Annotated in this window: 14 protein-coding genes and 2 pseudogenes; 9 read left to right on the top strand and 7 right to left on the bottom strand. The window is 69.9% G+C overall.

All coding sequences use genetic code 11. The annotated features are described in order from the left end of the window. Positions 1 to 510: 510 nt before the first annotated feature. The 3 genes from ACH4D5_RS33830 (at position 511) to ACH4D5_RS33840 (ending at position 4,838) form a co-directional block, all read left to right on the top strand. The gene (locus ACH4D5_RS33830; protein ID WP_398310294.1) at positions 511 to 1,101 is read left to right on the top strand and encodes a hypothetical protein; all 591 of its coding nucleotides are present in this window, start codon (positions 511 to 513) and stop codon (positions 1,099 to 1,101) included. 38 nt (positions 1,102 to 1,139) lie between these two features. Beyond that, positions 1,140 to 3,977 carry a Helicase associated domain protein gene (locus tag ACH4D5_RS33835; RefSeq protein WP_398310297.1) on the top strand — a complete coding sequence of 946 codons (2,838 nt, stop codon included), beginning with the start codon at positions 1,140 to 1,142 and terminating at the stop codon, positions 3,975 to 3,977. A 267-nt stretch (positions 3,978 to 4,244) separates the two neighbouring features. Then, complete coding sequence (locus ACH4D5_RS33840) at positions 4,245 to 4,838, top strand: hypothetical protein (protein WP_398310300.1); 594 nt, start codon at positions 4,245 to 4,247, stop codon at positions 4,836 to 4,838. Between the two features lie 121 nt (positions 4,839 to 4,959). On the opposite strand, the gene ACH4D5_RS33845 is transcribed toward ACH4D5_RS33840, so the two are convergent. The 3 genes and pseudogenes from ACH4D5_RS33845 to ACH4D5_RS33855 form a co-directional block, all read right to left on the bottom strand. Continuing rightward, positions 4,960 to 5,160, bottom strand: a complete 201-nt coding sequence (locus tag ACH4D5_RS33845) for a hypothetical protein (RefSeq protein WP_398310813.1) — start codon at positions 5,158 to 5,160, stop codon at positions 4,960 to 4,962. Further along, positions 5,085 to 5,396, bottom strand: a pseudogene (locus ACH4D5_RS33850) (helix-turn-helix domain-containing protein); the annotation flags it as partial. The gene ACH4D5_RS33845 and the pseudogene ACH4D5_RS33850, both read right to left, overlap by 76 nt. A gap of 80 nt (positions 5,397 to 5,476) precedes the next feature. Further along, positions 5,477 to 5,863 (bottom strand): hypothetical protein, encoded by a 387-nt coding sequence (locus ACH4D5_RS33855; protein WP_398310303.1) that lies wholly within the window; start codon positions 5,861 to 5,863, stop codon positions 5,477 to 5,479. A 100-nt stretch (positions 5,864 to 5,963) separates the two neighbouring features. On the opposite strand from ACH4D5_RS33855, the gene ACH4D5_RS33860 reads away from it, so the two are divergent. Next, positions 5,964 to 6,233 carry a hypothetical protein gene (locus ACH4D5_RS33860; RefSeq protein ID WP_398310306.1) on the top strand — a complete coding sequence of 90 codons (270 nt, stop codon included), beginning with the start codon at positions 5,964 to 5,966 and terminating at the stop codon, positions 6,231 to 6,233. Positions 6,234 to 6,300: 67 nt separating this feature from the next. On the opposite strand, the gene ACH4D5_RS33865 is transcribed toward ACH4D5_RS33860, so the two are convergent. Both ACH4D5_RS33865 and ACH4D5_RS33870 read right to left on the bottom strand, forming a co-directional pair. Next, positions 6,301 to 7,854, bottom strand: coding sequence for an LLM class flavin-dependent oxidoreductase (locus tag ACH4D5_RS33865; RefSeq protein ID WP_398310308.1), 1,554 nt, complete (start codon positions 7,852 to 7,854; stop codon positions 6,301 to 6,303). Between the two features lie 10 nt (positions 7,855 to 7,864). Next, positions 7,865 to 9,349, bottom strand: coding sequence for an MFS transporter (locus tag ACH4D5_RS33870; protein WP_398310311.1), 1,485 nt, complete (start codon positions 9,347 to 9,349; stop codon positions 7,865 to 7,867). A 133-nt stretch (positions 9,350 to 9,482) separates the two neighbouring features. On the opposite strand from ACH4D5_RS33870, the gene ACH4D5_RS33875 reads away from it, so the two are divergent. Then, a complete protein-coding gene (locus ACH4D5_RS33875; RefSeq protein ID WP_398310314.1) occupies positions 9,483 to 9,986 on the top strand; it encodes a MarR family winged helix-turn-helix transcriptional regulator in 504 nt (167 codons plus the stop codon). A 441-nt stretch (positions 9,987 to 10,427) separates the two neighbouring features. Here ACH4D5_RS33875 and ACH4D5_RS33880 read toward each other — a convergent pair whose 3' ends face one another. After that, positions 10,428 to 10,943: a hypothetical protein gene (locus ACH4D5_RS33880; protein WP_398310317.1), complete on the bottom strand. Its 516-nt coding sequence runs from the start codon at positions 10,941 to 10,943 to the stop codon at positions 10,428 to 10,430. Between the two features lie 134 nt (positions 10,944 to 11,077). Between ACH4D5_RS33880 and ACH4D5_RS33885 the strand changes: the two genes are divergently transcribed. The 4 genes and pseudogenes from ACH4D5_RS33885 to ACH4D5_RS33900 all read left to right on the top strand — a co-directional run. Then, entirely contained in the window at positions 11,078 to 12,169 is a 1,092-nt protein-coding gene (locus tag ACH4D5_RS33885) for a helix-turn-helix domain-containing protein (RefSeq protein ID WP_398310320.1), read from the top strand. Positions 12,170 to 12,202: 33 nt separating this feature from the next. Then, complete coding sequence (locus tag ACH4D5_RS33890) at positions 12,203 to 12,625, top strand: peptidase inhibitor family I36 protein (RefSeq protein WP_398310323.1); 423 nt, start codon at positions 12,203 to 12,205, stop codon at positions 12,623 to 12,625. 874 nt (positions 12,626 to 13,499) lie between these two features. After that, positions 13,500 to 14,231 (top strand): formylglycine-generating enzyme family protein, encoded by a 732-nt coding sequence (locus tag ACH4D5_RS33895; RefSeq protein ID WP_398310326.1) that lies wholly within the window; start codon positions 13,500 to 13,502, stop codon positions 14,229 to 14,231. Between the two features lie 49 nt (positions 14,232 to 14,280). After that, positions 14,281 to 14,664, top strand: a pseudogene (locus ACH4D5_RS33900) (transposase); the annotation flags it as partial. Between the two features lie 1,597 nt (positions 14,665 to 16,261). Here the strand turns inward: ACH4D5_RS33900 and ACH4D5_RS33905 are convergent. Continuing rightward, the gene (locus tag ACH4D5_RS33905; RefSeq protein ID WP_398310329.1) at positions 16,262 to 16,792 is read right to left on the bottom strand and encodes a hypothetical protein; all 531 of its coding nucleotides are present in this window, start codon (positions 16,790 to 16,792) and stop codon (positions 16,262 to 16,264) included. Positions 16,793 to 16,806: the final 14 nt, after the last annotated feature.

Genomic DNA, 16,806 nt, shown 5'->3' on the forward strand with positions numbered 1-16,806 from the left:
CCCGCGGAGCGGGTACCACATCGCTGCGCGATGTGCAAGTGAACAACCGCGCTGCGCGCGGTTGTTGCGCTTCCGCTCCGCGGAAGCGCTGGCGGGACGCTGCGCGTCCCGCACAACCAGACTGCTGCGCAGTCTGGTTGACGCCCCGTCCGCTGCGCTCCCGGGGCTGCGGGGCTGTGTCCCGCTACCAGGCTTTCGCTGCGCTCCAGCCTGGCCGGCGGGTCCGCTGCGCTCCCCCCGCCTGACGGTCCTTCCGGCTGCGCCTCCGGAACCGCTTAGGCCCGCTGACGCGGGCCAGGCTGGCTACTGGGATGGGGGTCGCTCGTTCGTGTGGATTCCAGCGTAGTGAGTGCATCAGGTTGATGCAGCATGTACCGTTGGCCGAAACACGGGACACCCCCCAACTATCCGAGAACCTCCCCACTATTCCGAGAGAGACGACCGCAGATGGCCGGTCACCACGAATCTACCGGTCCCGATCCCGCGCTGAGCAGCGATTCTCTGCGCCGGGTGAGCCAGTATCAGACCGCAGGCGTCAACGCCGGGTTGAAGGTGTTCGCGCTCCTGAAGGCGCAGGGCGTGCCCGCGAGCGAGGCGGACGACCTGGTGGCCGGGGTGCAGTGCCAGGCGATGAAGCTGGGCGGCATGGTGCCGGCCTCTCGGGGCGCGTTGTTCGCAGACGGCTGGGATGAGGGCGTAAGGGGCGTGAGCGAGGCCCTGGTGGGCATCGCGGACCGGGAGTGGTCCCGGCGCGGCGGCCGGTCGGCGGGGGCCGCTGAGATCGCGGACGTGAGGCAGCGTGAGCGAGCGGACCTGGTGCGGCTGGAGAGGTTCGTCCGGGAGAGCGTGCTGCCGGGCACCCATCCGCACACCACGGCGCGGCGTCGGGTGCTGGAGGCGCTGGGTGAGGCCGGCGGTCTGTGCACGGCTCGGACGCGGAATGCGGACGGGGACGTCGTGGTCTGCACGCTGGATGCCGGGCACTACGACGTGGATGACAAGCCGCCCTTCAAGGACGGGAAGCCGGGCGGCTGGCACAAGGCGGACGCGTCGATCTGGAACGACTCGGGCGCGGCCTGCATTCCGCACACGACCCTCTGAAAGACCACAGGAATTGACCGCTCGGGGAGGGCAAGGAAATGTCAGCGATTCAGCTCAAGGAACACCAGGTCGATCAACGTTCTGCGTTTCGCAGGTGGGTGGGATTCCCTGCAAGGTCATCTGTGCCCCCGCAGGGTGCCCGTGCCACGATCGTGTCAGCGACCGGCTCGGGCAAGACGATCACGGCCGCCGCGTGCGCGCTGGAAGCGTTCGCGGGCGGCCGGATCCTCGTGACCGTGCCGACCCTGGACCTGCTCGCCCAGACCGCCCAGGCGTGGCGCCTGGTGGGCCACCGGGTCCCGATGGTGGCGGTGTGCTCGCTGGAGAACGACCCGGCCCTCAACGCACTCGGGGTGCGCACCACCACCAACCCGATCCAGCTCGCCCTGTGGGCCGGGCACGGGCCGGTCGTCGTGTTCGCCACGTACGCCTCCCTGGTGGATCGCGAGGACATCGACGCTCCCGAGGGTCAGCGGAAGGTTCGCGGGCCGCTGGAGGCCGCTCTAGCGGGCGGGGAGCGGCTCTACGGGCAGCGCATGGACGGCTTCGACCTCGCGATCGTTGATGAGGCCCATGGAACCGCCGGTGATCTTGGGCGGCCATGGGCGGCGATCCACGACAACCAGCGGATCCCAGCGGACTTCCGGCTCTACCTGACCGCGACCCCGCGCATCCTCGCCGCGCCCCGACCGCAGAAGGGCGCGGACGGCCAGGAGGTGGCGCTCGCGACCATGGCCGACGACCCGAACGGGACGTACGGCGCGTGGCTCGCGGAGCTCGGGCTCTCGGAGGCGATCGAGCGGGAGATCCTCGCCGGGTTCGAGATTGACGTGCTGGAGATCCGCGACCCCTCCCCCGTTCTGGGGGAGTCGGAGGAGGCGCGGCGCGGCCGGCGCCTGGCGCTGTTGCAGGCCGCGCTTTTGGAGCACGCGGCGGCGTACAACCTGCGTACGGTCATGACGTTCCACCAGAAGGTGGAGGAGGCCGCCGCGTTCGCGGAGAAGCTGCCGGAGACGGCAGCCGAGTTGTACCTCAACGACGCCACCGACGACGACCTGGCCGCCGCCGACAAGCTCCCGAAGTCCTCCATCGACGCGGCCTTCTACGAACTTGAGGCCGGCCGCCACGTACCGCCGGACCGGGTGTGGTCGGCGTGGCTGTGCGGCGACCACACCGTCGCCGAACGGCGCGAGAAGATCCGCCAGTTCGCAGGCGGCATCGACGCCGCCGGGCGCCGGGTGCACCGCGCCTTCCTCGCCAGCGTTCGCGTTCTCGGGGAAGGCGTGGACATTACCGGCGAGCGGGGAGTCGACTCGATCTGCTTCGCGGATACCCGCGGCTCACAGGTGGAGATCGTGCAGAACATCGGCCGGGCGCTCCGGCTCAACAAGGACGGCTCCACCAAGGTTGCGCGGATCATCGTGCCGGTGTTCCTGGAGCCCGGCGAGGACCCGACCGACATGGTCGCCAGCGCCTCCTTCCGCCCCCTTGTAGCGGTCCTCCAGGGCCTGCGCTCACATGATGAACGACTCGTCGAGCAGCTCGCCTCCCGCGCCCTCACCAGCGGCAAGCGCAAGGTCCACGTGCAGCGTGACGAGAACGGGCAGATCGTCGGGGCCTGCGGCGAGGGCGAAGACCAGGAGAACGACGATACGCAGGCTGCCGCCGAAGCCGCCCTGCTCCACTTCTCCACCCCGCGCGACGCCGCGACCATCGCCGCGTTCCTGCGCACCCGGGTCTACCGGCCCGAGTCCCTGGTCTGGCTGGAGGGCTACCAAGCCCTGCTCCGCTGGCGGAAGGAAAACCACATCACCGGCCTCTACGCCGTCCCCTACGACGTCGAGGTCGAAGTCGGGGCGACGAAGGCGTTTCCGCTTGGGCGGTGGGTCCACCAGCAACGCAAGGCACTACGGTCCGGGGAGCTGGAGGACCGGCGCAAGACGCTGCTCGACGCCCCCGAGGCCGGGATGATCTGGGAACCGGGCGAAGAGGCGTGGGAGAACAAGCTCGCCACGCTCCGCTCCTACCACCGGGCCACCGGACACCTCGCACCCCGCCAGGACACGGTGTGGGGCGAGGCCGAGGCGATGGTGCCGGTCGGGCAGCATCTCGCGAATCTGCGCCGGAAGGGCGGCCTCGGCAAGGACCCGAAACGGGCGGAGGAGCGCGCGCAACAGCTGGCTACGATCGACCCCGACTGGAACTGCCCCTGGCCGCTCAACTGGCAACGGCACTACCGCGTCCTCGCGGACCTGGTCGACGCCGACGGCCACCTGCCCCACATCGCACCCGGCGTCACCTACGACGGCGACGACATCGGACGATGGCTCCAACAGCAACGCAAGCCGGGCACCTGGACGCAGCTGTCGACCGAGCAGCAGGAGCGGCTGACCGCGCTGGGCATCAAACCCGACCAGGCGCCGGCCGCCGCCGCGGCGGAGCTCCGTCCGGAGCCGGCCGACGCGGCCAAGGGTTTGAAGAAGGCCGGGAGCAAGGCCGAGGCGGCGTTCCAGCGCGGCCTGGCAGCCCTCACGCAGTGGGTGGAGAAGGAGGGGCAGCGGCCCGTCCCGCGCAGCACGGTCATGGAGATCACGGTCGATGGCGAGACCGAGCCGGTGCCGGTGCCGGTGAAACTGGGGGTCTGGCTCTCGAACACCAAGTCGAGGCGGGACAAGCTCACCGTGGAGCAGCGCGCTGCCCTCGCCAAGCTGGGCATGAACTGGGCGGGCGTGGTGCCGGCCGTCGAGGCCGCGCCCCGGACAGCCCCTGACCGCCTTCCTGTGCCGTCAACGGCCCCCGGGACTCTTGGAGGTTCGGGGGCTGGTGCTGTGTGCGCCGGGCGATGTTCCGGCAGCTCAGGGTTGCAACACGGCTGAGGAGCGAGGAGCGGCGCCCCGCCGCCGGTCGCGTGGAAGCCCCGTTCAGGGCCGTGATCTCCCAGCTCAGTGCGGAACTGTCGCGAGGACCGGCGCTACTCGTGATGGGGCGCCGCCCTGGCCCAGGCTCCGCGGAGGCCCGTTCTTGAGCTGCACGATCTGGGCGCCGAGAGCCGCGCTGAAGCTGCCAATCATGTCTTGACAGCAGCGGGACGGGCAGTGAATCTGGCTTGGCGCATCATGTTCACCCGGCGAACGGGAGATTCGTTGAGCAAGGTGCTGGCTTGCCTCGCGATCGCGTGTGCTCTGGTCGGTACAGCGGCTTGTACATCGCAGAATGAGCCGCCTGAGACCGCCAGGGCGAGCGGTAGCGACAGCGACTCGTGTGCCCCCTCCCAAAGGGGCAATGAGGACTTGCTGGCCTGCTTTACCACCTGGTGCGAAGCAGACGATAACGACTGCCCTGAACAGAACGAGCCGCCCGTACCTGCCACCACGAGCGATGTCGCCGGCAGGAAGTTCCTCAAGAGCGTCGCCGGCCGATGGGGGCAAGACGACGACTACAGGGAGATGGGTGACTGGAGGAAGAAGGCGGTGGAGGAACCGGCGCTCGTCACGATCCACGAGGAAGGCCGCATCGAGATCACCAAGCCTCACCCCTGCCAGGGACAGTTCACAGCCACGAAGCACAGCCTCTACAGTCCCGCGCTTGACTGCGGCCGCCTGGGCACGCACGAGGTGACCATCCTCAAAGAACCTGGCTCCGCCCCTACCGCGGACAGGTTGGGCATCGCCGGTCTACCTGGTGTCCTTGGCATGGACCCCGCCTTCTTCGACCGTGAGGAAGAAGCGCCGGGCTGAGAGACGACACCGACGCTCTTGAACCTGCTCCTGTCGGCGGGTCGTTGAACCGCTCGGGCATCCAGAGCAAAGAGAGACTTCGGACCGCAGATGCCCGGGGTCTCGTACGTCGCCCCGCGTGCTACCAGCGGCGCAGGCTCTTGCTGAGTTCGCGGTGCCACTCGGTGCGGCGCGGCACGTACTCGTCGGGTGCCGGTCCGAGCGCGACGACCTGGTCGGTGACCTCGTAGGTGACCCGGTAGCCCAGGACCTGCGCAGGGCCTCGCGTCCGATCTCTGTGGGCCGTGCGACGTTGCGGTGCCGGGGACGGCCTCTCGCCCATCGAGGGTCCAGGCAGGCCAGCCCGATCTCGTTGAACTTGTGGATGACGTCGCGGACGGTGTCCTCGTCGGCTTGCACGAGCCGTGCGATCACCGGGGCGGTGTTCCCGCCCGCCGAGGCGAGCAGCATCATCGCCCGGCGATAGCGCACCGTGCTGGTGCTGGCGCGACGAACAGTCCGCTGCGGCTTCTGCCCCTCCTGCTCGGTCAGCCCTCGTACCCGAACTGGCAGCGCCACCCTGCCTCCCCGCGTCGATCGGACATGCCGGCACACTCAACCGGAACGACACTTCCAGTGGGCAGAGCCGGTGACCACCGTCAGCGGATCGCTTGGATGTCCGGCAGCGGGTGCTTCCATCCGCCGGTCAGCTCGATGAGGGCCTGGCGCGCCAGCTGCCGGGCCTCGTTCCACCCGGTGTCGTTGGCCAGCGCATCCCGTGTCCATCGGCCGGCCTGCTCGTGACCGCTCATACCGGCAAGCAATACGTCGATCTCCCGGAGCTCTGCAGCGGTGTTCTCGCTGATCTGGTGGTGCTCGACCAACCTGTTGGCCATGCGGAAGGCGTGATCGAAGTCCAGCGCGAGCTCATCCACCGCAACCTCGTGCTCTTCGAGCCAAGCCGTCTGGTTCGAAGCATCGGCCGCCAGCACCGACAGGGAGTCGATCAGAAGGCGCCGGAGAACCACGAAAGCAGGTGCGTCCACCTTCTGATCGTCGCACGCACCCAGTTCCCTGAAAGGGCGCAAGGCCAAAGAGGCCCTGTGATCACCAACCCGGCGAACGTTCCCGGTCAGAGCACCAGCTATGGGGAGAGGACATCTCGAGAGGGACGGACGACGTGACCACCACCGCAGACAGCGTCACCATCACTGCCCAGGACCGCTCCCAGAGCCGACTCGAGCCGGTGCATGCCATCTCGCTGACCTGGCCGTCGTCGGCCAGGTCAGCGACCGGGTCGCGGTCCTGCGCGCGGGCCGTGTCGTCGAGACAGGGCCTGCGGCGGACGTCCTGCACGCGCCTTCGCACCCGTACACCCAGGAACTGCTGGCCGCCGTGGCGGGCGGCCAGGGGTAGCTCCGCAGAAGCCGCAAGAGGGGGCGGGCCCCGTCCCCTGGACGAACCCCGCCCCCTCTTCCGCGCCCTACCAGCCCGTACCGAACCGCGCCATCGGTTCGATCAACTCCCGCTCCTCGTAGGCGAGGTGGGACAGCAGCGCGTCGGTGAGCAGATCGACCGCCGCGCGCAACCCCGTGCGGCCGGACCCGTCGCCGGTCTCGGTCACCGACGCGACCAGTTCCTGGTCGATGCGCTCGATGAGGCCGTGGATGGCATGGTGTTCCTCGGTCAGCCGGTCCAGCACCGGCCCGAGGGAGGGGTCGTTGCCGCGCAGGTGGGGGAAGAGGTCCTGATCCTCCCTCATGTGGTGGGCGGTGGTGATCCGGCAGTACGAGGCGCAGTACGCACCCAGCGCCCAGGCGTTCTGACGCAGGCTCAGTGCCTGCAGCTCGGAGCGGGCCTCGCCCGGGGCGAGTGTCTCGGCGAGCACCTGGTCGACGATGTCCCGCAGCTGTGTCAGGTCCTCGCGCAGCTGGTCGTGGGCGGCGATCAGATTGCGCGCGGGTTCCTCCTGGGCCGGGGTGAAACGCCGCTGCGGGTCCCGGTCCGGTCCGGCCGGCCGGGCCGCCTCGTCCCACAGGCGCTCGGCGCTGTGCCGCAGGCCCGTGTCGGGGGTCGGTTGCACGGAGAACGGGTGTCCGGCGGCCGCCGTCCCCGACGTGGCGCGTACGCCGGCCGCCGCCCGGGACATGCGCGGCTCGTCGCCCCGGGTGCGGGCCGCGGCGACGAGTTCCCGGGTGGCCGGGGCCACCTCCTCGGCGAACGTCCGGATCAGTTCCGGATGCCCCGAGGGCAGCAGATAGGCGCTGGTGCCCGCCTCGAAGGTGAGCTGTGCCAGCTGCTCGGGCCAGTCGCCCGGCGGGCCCTGTGGGAAGCCGCCCGGGCCCGGGGAGAGGTTGTAGAGGCGGCGGACCTGCTCCGGTTTCCGCCCGGCCTCCTCGGCGGCCTCGTCGATGATCAGCTGCCCCCGGGCGAGCCGCGGCGGCGGCACGTGCGGCACGCTGGGCAGCCAGCCGTCGGCGGCGGCTCCGGCCAGGCGCAGCATCCGGGGGCCCACCGCGCCGAGCCAGACGGAGATCGGGTGGGCCGGTGCGGGCCCGGGGGCCGCGCCGGCCAGCTTGTAGTGCTTGCCCTCGAAGTGGACGCGTGCGCCGCCGGCCCACAGGGCGCGGAGGATCTCGATGGCCTCCCGGGTCGCGGCGAGGGCCTCGCCGGGAGTGCGGTGGGGGCCGCCTTCGGCGGTGATGGAGTCCCAGTACGCCCCGGCGCCCAGGCCGAGTTCGACCCGCCCGCCGCTGAGCAGGTCGAGGCTTGCCGCGGTGCGGGCCAAGGCCGCGGGTGGACGCAGCGGCAGGTTCGCCACGTTGGGCAGCACCCGTATCCGCGATGTGGCGGCAGCGATCACCGCGAGGGTCGCCCAGGCGTCGAGGAACCCGGGCTGGTAGGGGTGGTCGGGTATGGATACCAGGTCCAGGCCGGCTGCGTCGGCGATTCGGGCCGCCGCAACGACCTCGCCGGGCCGGTCGGCCACGGGCGTCAGGACGGAGCCGAAGAGGAGTTCGTGACCGTAGTCGGGCATGCGGCGCTCCTCAGCGGGCGGCGGAGCCGCTGGGCTTGGGCGCCGCGGCACCGGAGGCAGGTGCGGTTCCCTTACGCAGGGCACCGGGTCCGGCGAGGGCGGCGAGGGTGGCCACGCCGAGGGCGACGGCCGACATGACGAACGCGGTCGTGTAGCCGGACTCGGCCGGCACGGGTGTGCCCGGTACGGTCTCGGAGGCCACGATCGACGCGGCGATCTGCGCGCCGAGGGAACCGCCGATGGTCCGCATGATGGTGTTGATGCCGGTCGCCTCCCCGACCTGCCGCGGGTCCACGGCGCCCACCACGAGGTTGGCGAGCGCGGCAAAGGCGAAGCCCACGCCGATGCCGAGCACACCGGAACCGGCGTACATGGCCCACTCGGTGTCGTGTGCGGCGGCGTAGACGACGAAGCCGACCACGCCGACCAGGCAGGCGAGTACCAGGGGCGGCTTGAAACCTACGGCCGCGCCCATGCGGGCGGCCAGCGGGCTCGCGAACAGCATGGTGGCCGCCATCGGCACCATGAACAGCCCGGCCTCGGTGACCGAGGCACCGAAGCCGTAGCCCACCTCGGACGGCGTCTGCGCGAGCAGCGGCACCAGGGTGAACGCGCCGTACATGCCGAAACCGATGATGAGCGCGGTCAGGTGGGAGGTGGCGACGGCGGGGCGGCGCAGCAGGTCGATGTCGATCAGCGGTTCCCTGATCCGCCGCTCCACGACCACGAACACCACGCTGAGGACCACGGCGGCCACGAAGAGGCCGACGACACGGACCGAGCCCCAGCCCCAGGACTTGCCCTCGCTGATGGCGAGCAGCAGGGCGACGACGGCGCCGCTCAGGAGGAAGACGCCGGCCCAGTCGATGCGGCCGGGCGAGCGGTTCGGGGACTCCTTGATGAACACGGCGACCGCGAGGATGCCGAGGACGATCACGATCAGCCCGAGCCAGAAGATCCACTCCCAGCTCAGGGCGTCCACGATCGGCCCGGGGATGACGAGTCCGACGCCGAAACCGATGCCGAACGTGGAGCTGATCAGGCTGATGGCGACAGGCACCCGCTCGCGCGGGAACTGGTCGCGCACGATCCCGAAGGCGAGCGGGAAGGCGGCGGAGCCGACGCCCTGCACGGCGCGCGCGAGGATCAGCATTCCGATGGACGTCGACAGGGCGGCGAGCAGGGTGCCGACGGCGAACACGGTGAGGCTGGCGATCAGCACCCGGCGCTTGCCGAACATGTCGCCGATGCGGCCCAGCAGGGCGGTTGCGACGGAGGCCGTGAGCAGGAACGAACTGAGCACCCAGGAGATGTTCGTCGTGCTCGTGTCGAACTCCTGCTGCAGGTCGGGCAGGGCGGGCACGACCATCGTCTGCATCAGGGAGAAGGAGAGCACCGCGAGCAGCAGCGCGGTGAAGGCGGCCGCCCCGCCGCCGGTGGCGGGGGCGGGTTCCGGCGCCGCCGGGGAGGCTTTCGAGGTGTTGGCATCGGTCATGGCGAGGTCCTTCGGAATGCGGGGAGAGCGGTCCTGTGGCCGGCACCGAGCGCACGGCAACGTAATGTCACCGAGAAATCATTACATGGCGACATGATTACGTCCAGTGATGCAGTCGTCTATGCTGGGACCCATGGACACGAGGGAAGCGAAGGACGCGGACGCCTGCGGCAACGACGGCCGGGGCCGCCCGCCGAGCCTGCTCGAACTGCCCTCATACCTGATCAGCCACGTCTCCCGGATCGGGCACGACGTACTGATCTCGGCCGTCGCCGAGGCGGATCTGCGGCTGCCGCACTTCGCGGCCCTCACCGCCCTCGCCGACTTCGGCTCCCTCCCGCAGCACGAGCTGGCCGACCGGCTGGGGCTCAACCGCAGTCACCTCGTGGGCTACCTCGACACCATCGAGGGCCGCGGCTACGTCCGGCGCACCCGCGACCCCGCCGACCGCCGCCGGCAACTCGTCGCCCTCACGTCCGAGGGCGAGCGGCTCCAGCGCCACCTGTTCGAGGTGGCGCAGCGCTCGCAGGACCAGTTCCTCGGCTGCCTGGCCCCCCATGAGCGCGCCACCCTGTCCGACCTGCTGCGGCGCGTCCTGGCCGCCGACGACCGGCACTCCGGCGACCTCGCGCCCTGACAGCACAACCCGTGCACCAGTCAGTGGACGAGGAAGACGTGCCGGCGCGGGCGTTGCCGTCCTGGAAAGAAGGGGACGCCGAGCTGCGCGCCGGGGCCGGCGAACCGGTGGGGCTGGGGCGGGTTCGGTGAGGCGGTCCAGCCGGGTGTAGAGGGCCTGTACGAGGCGGGCGCGGTTCTGGACGCAGCACGCGGTGCCCTTGAGCGGGGCGGACAGGCGTCCGTTGGCTTCTCGGAGGACGACCGCACTTCTCCGGTGGCACGGTCTACTTCAGCCGGGTGCGGTTCTCCGGCGGCGTGGTCGACCTCGGCCAGGTCGCGGGGTTCGCCGGCAGCAAGATCCACTTCGATGGCGCCGAGGGGCCTGCTGCCGGAGGCCGGGCAACCGCTGCCGGACGGACTAGTGGAGGTGCCGGCGGCGTGGCTGTCGTCGGCGACCTGATCACCTGACCTCCGCGCACCCGGCCGGATCCCCCGAAGCAGACTCCGGGACGGATTCCAAGGCTGGCGAGGAGGGCCCGGCCATGGTCATCGCCCCCGCCCCCAGGCGCCCCGGTCCGGCCCACCCGGACACGAACGCCGACAGCGCGGCACACTGTCGCGCCTCCTCAGCCACCACCACCGCGAGCGCCTGACGGTCGACGTGCCGCTCCACCGCCGCGAGGACCAGGCGCTGCAACTCGGCCGCATCCAGCACCTCGACCTCCCACCGCACCAGGCGCCGGCGGTCGTAGCCGTGGCGCCTCGCCCATGCCGCCCACCGCGGATCGGCGGCCTTACCCGCCGTGGGCAGCAGCCCGTATTCCTCGACCTGGTCCCGCGTCAGCAACACCCGCTCCACCCCCGACCAACACCCGGTGCGCGCCACCCAGTCCCGCTCGACGCCCTCGCCCGACCCATCCCAGTCCCCCCACGTACAGCAGCACCGCGGGGCGTCCATCGGCCGCGGTCCGCTCACGAACCAGCTGCGTATACGGCTCAGTTGATGTCCACGCGGCTGCTGCGACTACTGCGGCCGGAAAGGAGAAAAACCGACGCCTCCTGACCGGCGGTCAGCTTTCCGGGTCCGTACCCTGCCGCGAGCATCATTGAATGTCCATCATCAATGAGACGCGGCAGGCCGACGACGGCGCGGAAGGGCCCGTGGTCTCTGCGAACACCGATGTGGTCCCGGCGGCGGAGCGGTTCGGCTGGTGGTCCGACATGGTCGGCAACGAGGTCATGCCGGTGACGATCCGCAGCCCGCACGCGGCCCGCTTCAGAGGCAGCGTGGAGGCCGTGGGGATGCCGCACAGCCAGGTGGCGGCCTTCGCCTTCTCCCCGATGACCGCGCGCCGTTCACCCCTGCAGATCCGGCGCCACGACCCGGAGGAGTACTACCTGGTCCTCGTCCGGGGAAGCCCCGTCCGGCTGGAACAGGCCGGCAGCGTGGCTTGCCTCGAAGCCGGTGACATGGCCCTGTTCTCCACTTCGGCTCCGCTCGTCAGCGACTTCCTCGACCAGGGCCGGCAGACCCGGCTGACGCTGCTGCGGCTGGCGCGGTCGGCGCTGCCGCTGGCCGGTGGCCGGGCGGACCGGCTGCTGGCCGAGTCGCTGTCCACCCGGCCCGGGGCGGGGTCAGCGGCACTGCTCGGCGCGTACCTGGGCGGGTTCCCGGCAGCCGCCCGCGCCTGCGATCCGGCGGAGTTGGCCCGGCTCGGCGCGATCGGCGCCGATCTGGCCGCGACCGTCCTCGCGGGGCGGCTCGGCGCCCAGGACACGCTGTCCCCGGAGACGCGCAAGGCCGTCCTGCGCGCCCGGATCAAGCTGTTCATCGAGCACAACCTGGGCGACCCGGAACTGCTCCCCGCAGCGATCGCCGCCCAGCACCACATCTCCCTGCGCAGTCTCCACCTGCTGTTCCGGCACGAGCCGGAGACCGTGGGCGCCATGATCAGGCGCCTGCGCCTGGAACGCTGCCACGCGGACCTGACCGACCCGGCACTGGGCCACCGCACCCTCGCCGCGACGGCCGCGCACTGGGGCTTCCGCCACCCTGCGGACTTCGGCCGCGCCTTCCGCAAGGCGTACGGAGTCCCGCCGAGCGAGGTACGGGCGGCGGCCCGGGCACGGGCGCGTGCGCTGAATGCCCAGGAAGCGTGCGCTCGTTGCCGACGATCCACGGCCCGCCACGGTCCACAGTGAACGCACAGCGTTCCAGTGGCTTCAGGAGGGGACATGCGCAAGAGAATCGCGGCGACCGTCGCGGCGATGGCGGCGGCCTTCGCGCTCGCCGCACCGACGGCGGCGAGCGCCGAGGAGAGCAGCGTCACCAAGATGCCGGGCGTGGAGGGCCTGTACTGGGTCAGCGGCAAGGATTATGGCGCCCGGGCCTGGTCGGAGTGCGGCAGCGGCTCGTGCTTCTTCCAGAACTCCAATGGCGGCGGCTGGCTCTGGGTGGTGCCCAGCTGCGGCCATCACGAGGTGCCCTCCTGGTTCGAGGACCGGGCGAGCTCGGCCTGGAACCGGACGCCCACCCGTATCCACATCTACAAGCACAGTGGCTACGCCGGGTACCTGGGCACTGTCCCCGGTTGGTTCCAGGGCAACCTCGCGTCCGGGCACAACGACGTGATGAGCTCCGTCTTCGCGGACTGCTGACAGCCCGACGCGCGGGCGCGCGTGCCCTGCGCTGTCGAGGTGAGGGAGGGAGGGGAGAAGAGAGGAGGGACGCCACGGAGGGGAGGGAGAGGGCAGCGGGTGGACCGCCCGCCGTCCCCTCCCGGCCCTGGCTGGCCTGGCCAACCTCCCCTTGCGCTGCGTCCTGGCAGAATCCGTCGCGTCGTAACAGCGCGAACACAGGGGGCATTACGCCGTCTGCCCCGCAGTTCCCCGCATCGCATCGGTCTGCACCCCACCCCTTGTCGTTCTGGAGCGCGCCTCTGCTTTACACAGGGCTGGCCTGCGCCACCGTCTGCTTCGCCCTGTTGCTCATCAGCCGCTCTCAGCGCAAAAGGGCCCTCCATGACGATGAGCTTGACGCGTAGACGGGTTCTCGACTTCGGGGCTGGGCAGCGATAGGTGGCGACCGCCAGCCCAGTACCGGCCGCTCCTGCACGAGCGCGCCGGGACCAAGCGCGAACGGCGTCGCGCAGAGTTCGGAGACGATTGCGAACGACGTTGTCACCGTGGGCACCGCCATGGCCGACGGCATCACCGCGTGCATGGTCTTGCCGTGCGCCACCCTGTTGCGGAAGACGGCGCCGTCCGGCCTTGTGGAACCGCCGCCGCTGCTTACGCAGCGCCTTCGCCTTGTCTTGTCCGCCTTCGACTTCGGCTTCCGAGGCCGCTTTCCAGACCGGCTGCCATCCCGAGGGCTCATCAGGCTCAGGCACCGCTCGTTATGCCGGAGTACAGCTGGTCCCTGGCCCGATGCCTTAATTCCAAGGTCGCTGTCGAGGTAGGTCCATCGGCCGATGTCCGCCCCGAGCACCTCGGTGATCATGAGGTTGTCCGCTCGAGCCGAGGAGGAGCCATGCGGGTGGAGCAGGTGGACTGGGTGGAGGTTCCGGCCGGGTTGCTGCGTCGGGGTACGCCGGTCGACGAGGTGGCGGCTGTGGCCCGCCGCTATGCGGACACCGGGGTGCCGGTGGAGTGGTACATGAAAGAAGCTCCGCGCGCGGAGATCCACATCCCGGCGTTCCGGATCGCCCGCACCCCGGTCACAGTCGGCCAGTGGGCACTCTTCGCAGCGGCCACTGGCCGACCGGTCCCGCAGGTACCTGTGGACCACCCCGTCATCGGAGTCACTTGGGAGGCGGCAACGGCCTACTGCCGTTGGCTCGGGGAGCGGCTCGGCCTCGGTGTGCGGCTTCCCACGGAAGACGAGTGGGAGCGAGCCGCGCGGGGCGACGACGGCCGGGAGTTCCCGTGGGGCGAGGAGTACCGCACCGGCCTGGCCAATCTGGTGGACCTCGGCATCGGCACCACGGTGCCGGTCGGTTCGTTCCCCGAGGGCGCCAGCCCTTTCGGGGTGCTGGACATGGCGGGCAACGCCGACGAGTGGACCTCTACCCTCTACGCTCCCTACCCCGGCGCGCCCGCCGAGGTGCCGAGCAGCGAGGACTGGGCCTTCGACCGGCATGTCACCCGGGGCGGTGCGTTCCGCCACGACCGAGACCTGGCCCGGTGCGCTCGCCGCCACGGCGCCTATGAGCCGGACCTCGAAGCGATCGGCGTGGGTTTCCGCCTGGCGGCACCGGCCTGAGTAGAACCGGGCACCGTGCCAGACGGACAGTGGCACGACATCGGCAGCAGGCTTCGACAGGCACCCATCGGCCTGCGTGATCGACGCGCAGAGCGTCAAGACCTCTACCTCCGTGCCCGCCAGCACGCAGGGCATCGACGCGGGCAAGAAGATCGTGGGCCGCAAACACAGCATCATCACCGACACCCTCTGCCTCCTACTGGCCGTGCTGGTCACCACGGCCGGCGTCCAGGACTCCACCGCCGGCCGCACCCTCCTCGAGCAGGCAGCCGCCGACCACCCCAACCTGCGCAAGGTCTGGGTTGACGGCGGCTGCCGCAAGCACTTCATCGAGCACGCCGCCGCGCTGCGCATCGACCTCGAAATCGTGCAACGCGCCCCCGGAAGCAGGGGCTTTGCCCCGGTCCCGAAGCGGTGGGCGGTCGAGCGGACCGCGGAGTCGGCGGGTGTCATCGTCGTACAACGCAGCGTCCACGCCACTGGTGCCGTAGGCGCAGCTCAGGTACTGGTACAGAGCCGGAGCAGCGGATGCTGCCGCGTCATGCCAAAGGGGATCTCCCACCAAGTCGGCGATCACGTAGTCGAGCGCGTCCTGAGCTGTGACTTCGCTGTCTTGTGCAGGCGAAATCTTCAGCCAAGGCCCGCTGTGCTACGCGCCGCAATACCCCCACATACCACCAATCGCCGATCTGCTACCCGTCCGGCCATCGTTCGGGCAGGCCCACGAGGAGCGGGTCGACGTTCGAACTGGCCAAGCGGACTCGGTAGCGGTCACTGCCGGCCCGGTGGGCGCCGTGAATGTAGTAGTCCGTCCCGGGAAGCGGGGTGCCAATGAAGCGGCGAAGCGTCAGCAAGACGAGCGAAACATGAGGCTCGTCTCCGCGATGAGCCCGGCGACGCAAATGACGGCGATAACGAGTCCGGAAAGCCTCGCGACTTTTGGCGTCGCAGCACCTCGACCACCGAATACGGCCCTGGAAACGAAAACCATGAATTAGTGGGCCGCCCCCCTGAAGTCCGTTGCCAGGATCACGCCTACCGTTCCGAAGAGAAGGAAGAAGGCCATGGTGTGAACACTCGGATCGGAGGAGACTCGGCCTTCGGCAAGCAGTACAGTCACTGCAAATGCCGTCATGTCAGGTTCTCCATCGAATAGAATCGGTATGGGGCGGATCTGAGATTCACCACGTGAACAGCTTTCCGACCCTCGCGCCATTGCTGCTGCTGAGGAGTCCGGCTTCGACACCAGCCCCGACTCCCACACTCAGATCTGACGGGCATGGCCGCCCGCCATTTCGTAGGGGGTTTCAGCTCCACGTCCCATAAACGCCGGTGGCCGCGAGGAGCATCAGGACGGGCAGCGGGGCAAGCATGAGGTCGGCCCACCGCCAGTCTCGCCTGCGGACGACCTTCGGCACTTCCCCCGGCGCGCCGGGCTCGCACTCTTGACGCGCCGCATCTGCACAGTCGCAGCGGCGGCCTGGCCGGAGTCGAGCAAGGAGTGGGAGAACGCGAAGACCGGAATCTCGTCGCCGTGCACCGTCGAGATGGTCATGCCGTCTTCCGTGCCGATGCGGACCTCAGCCGTTCCAGGGATCCGGCAACAGTCCCAGAGCCGATGACGTACAGCCCGTTCGCTGCGGCCAGCGCGGTACGTCGCCGGGGCCGTTCCCGTTCCATGCCATGAGAATTCCCAAGGCTCCCGCCCCGCTGTGGCGGCGAGCACGGGAATGCCGAGGAGTCGCCCACTCCCGCGACGCACGGTCGTCAACAGCGAGCCCTTGCTCGGCGCCGACAGTTCCGGTTCATTGCTCATCCTCAGATTCCTTGGTCGCCACTGAATCCGCCGGCGCCGCAAGCGGCCCACCCCGACCCGCCGTTGCTGCTCATAGCGCGTTTCACCTGGCCCAAATCGATCGCCCCCGTGGGGCAGGCGGGCGTACGTTTCCTCGCCACAAGGGTGCAGGGGTCCCTAAAGGGTCCCGAAAAGGCATACAAAAGGCCGACGCTGGCTCTACCGAGGTAACCGTTCAGTTCCAGGTGCCGTAGACGCCGGTCATCGCCAGCAGCGTAAGGACGGGCATCGGCACGAACAGCAGGTCCGCCCACGCCCAGTCAGGGCTCCGAAGAACAGCAGGCACCTCATCCGGATGCCCCGGCCGGGCCGGCTTCGCACGGCGCATTTGCGCCGCACCAGCAGCAGCCTGGCCGCGATCCAAGAGAGACCGCGAAAACGCGAACACTCCGATGACGTCACCACCGGTCGTGGTCACCTGCATCCCGTCCTCGGGCTCGATACGACGGATGGCCGCGCCAGGAATCCAATAGCGAGCCCAGAATCCGATGACCTGCAATCCATCCGCGTACACATCAACTCGAGGTCGGACAACCGCGCGCCACATGACCCGCATGATCGCGAGAAGGGCAGCCCCCAGGAAGGGCATGTCTCCGGGGTCGTTCTTGTTCCACCCCTCAGCCACACCCCAAGCGCCGAACACCCCAGTGGCCAGAACCACAGCGATGCCCCCAATGGGTCCGCTCTTGCGCCGAGCGATCACCACCGGCTTCTCCGTAC

Source organism: Streptomyces sp. NPDC018029, from assembly GCF_044327655.1.
In the GTDB taxonomy this organism is placed as follows: Bacteria; Actinomycetota; Actinomycetes; order Streptomycetales; family Streptomycetaceae; genus Streptomyces.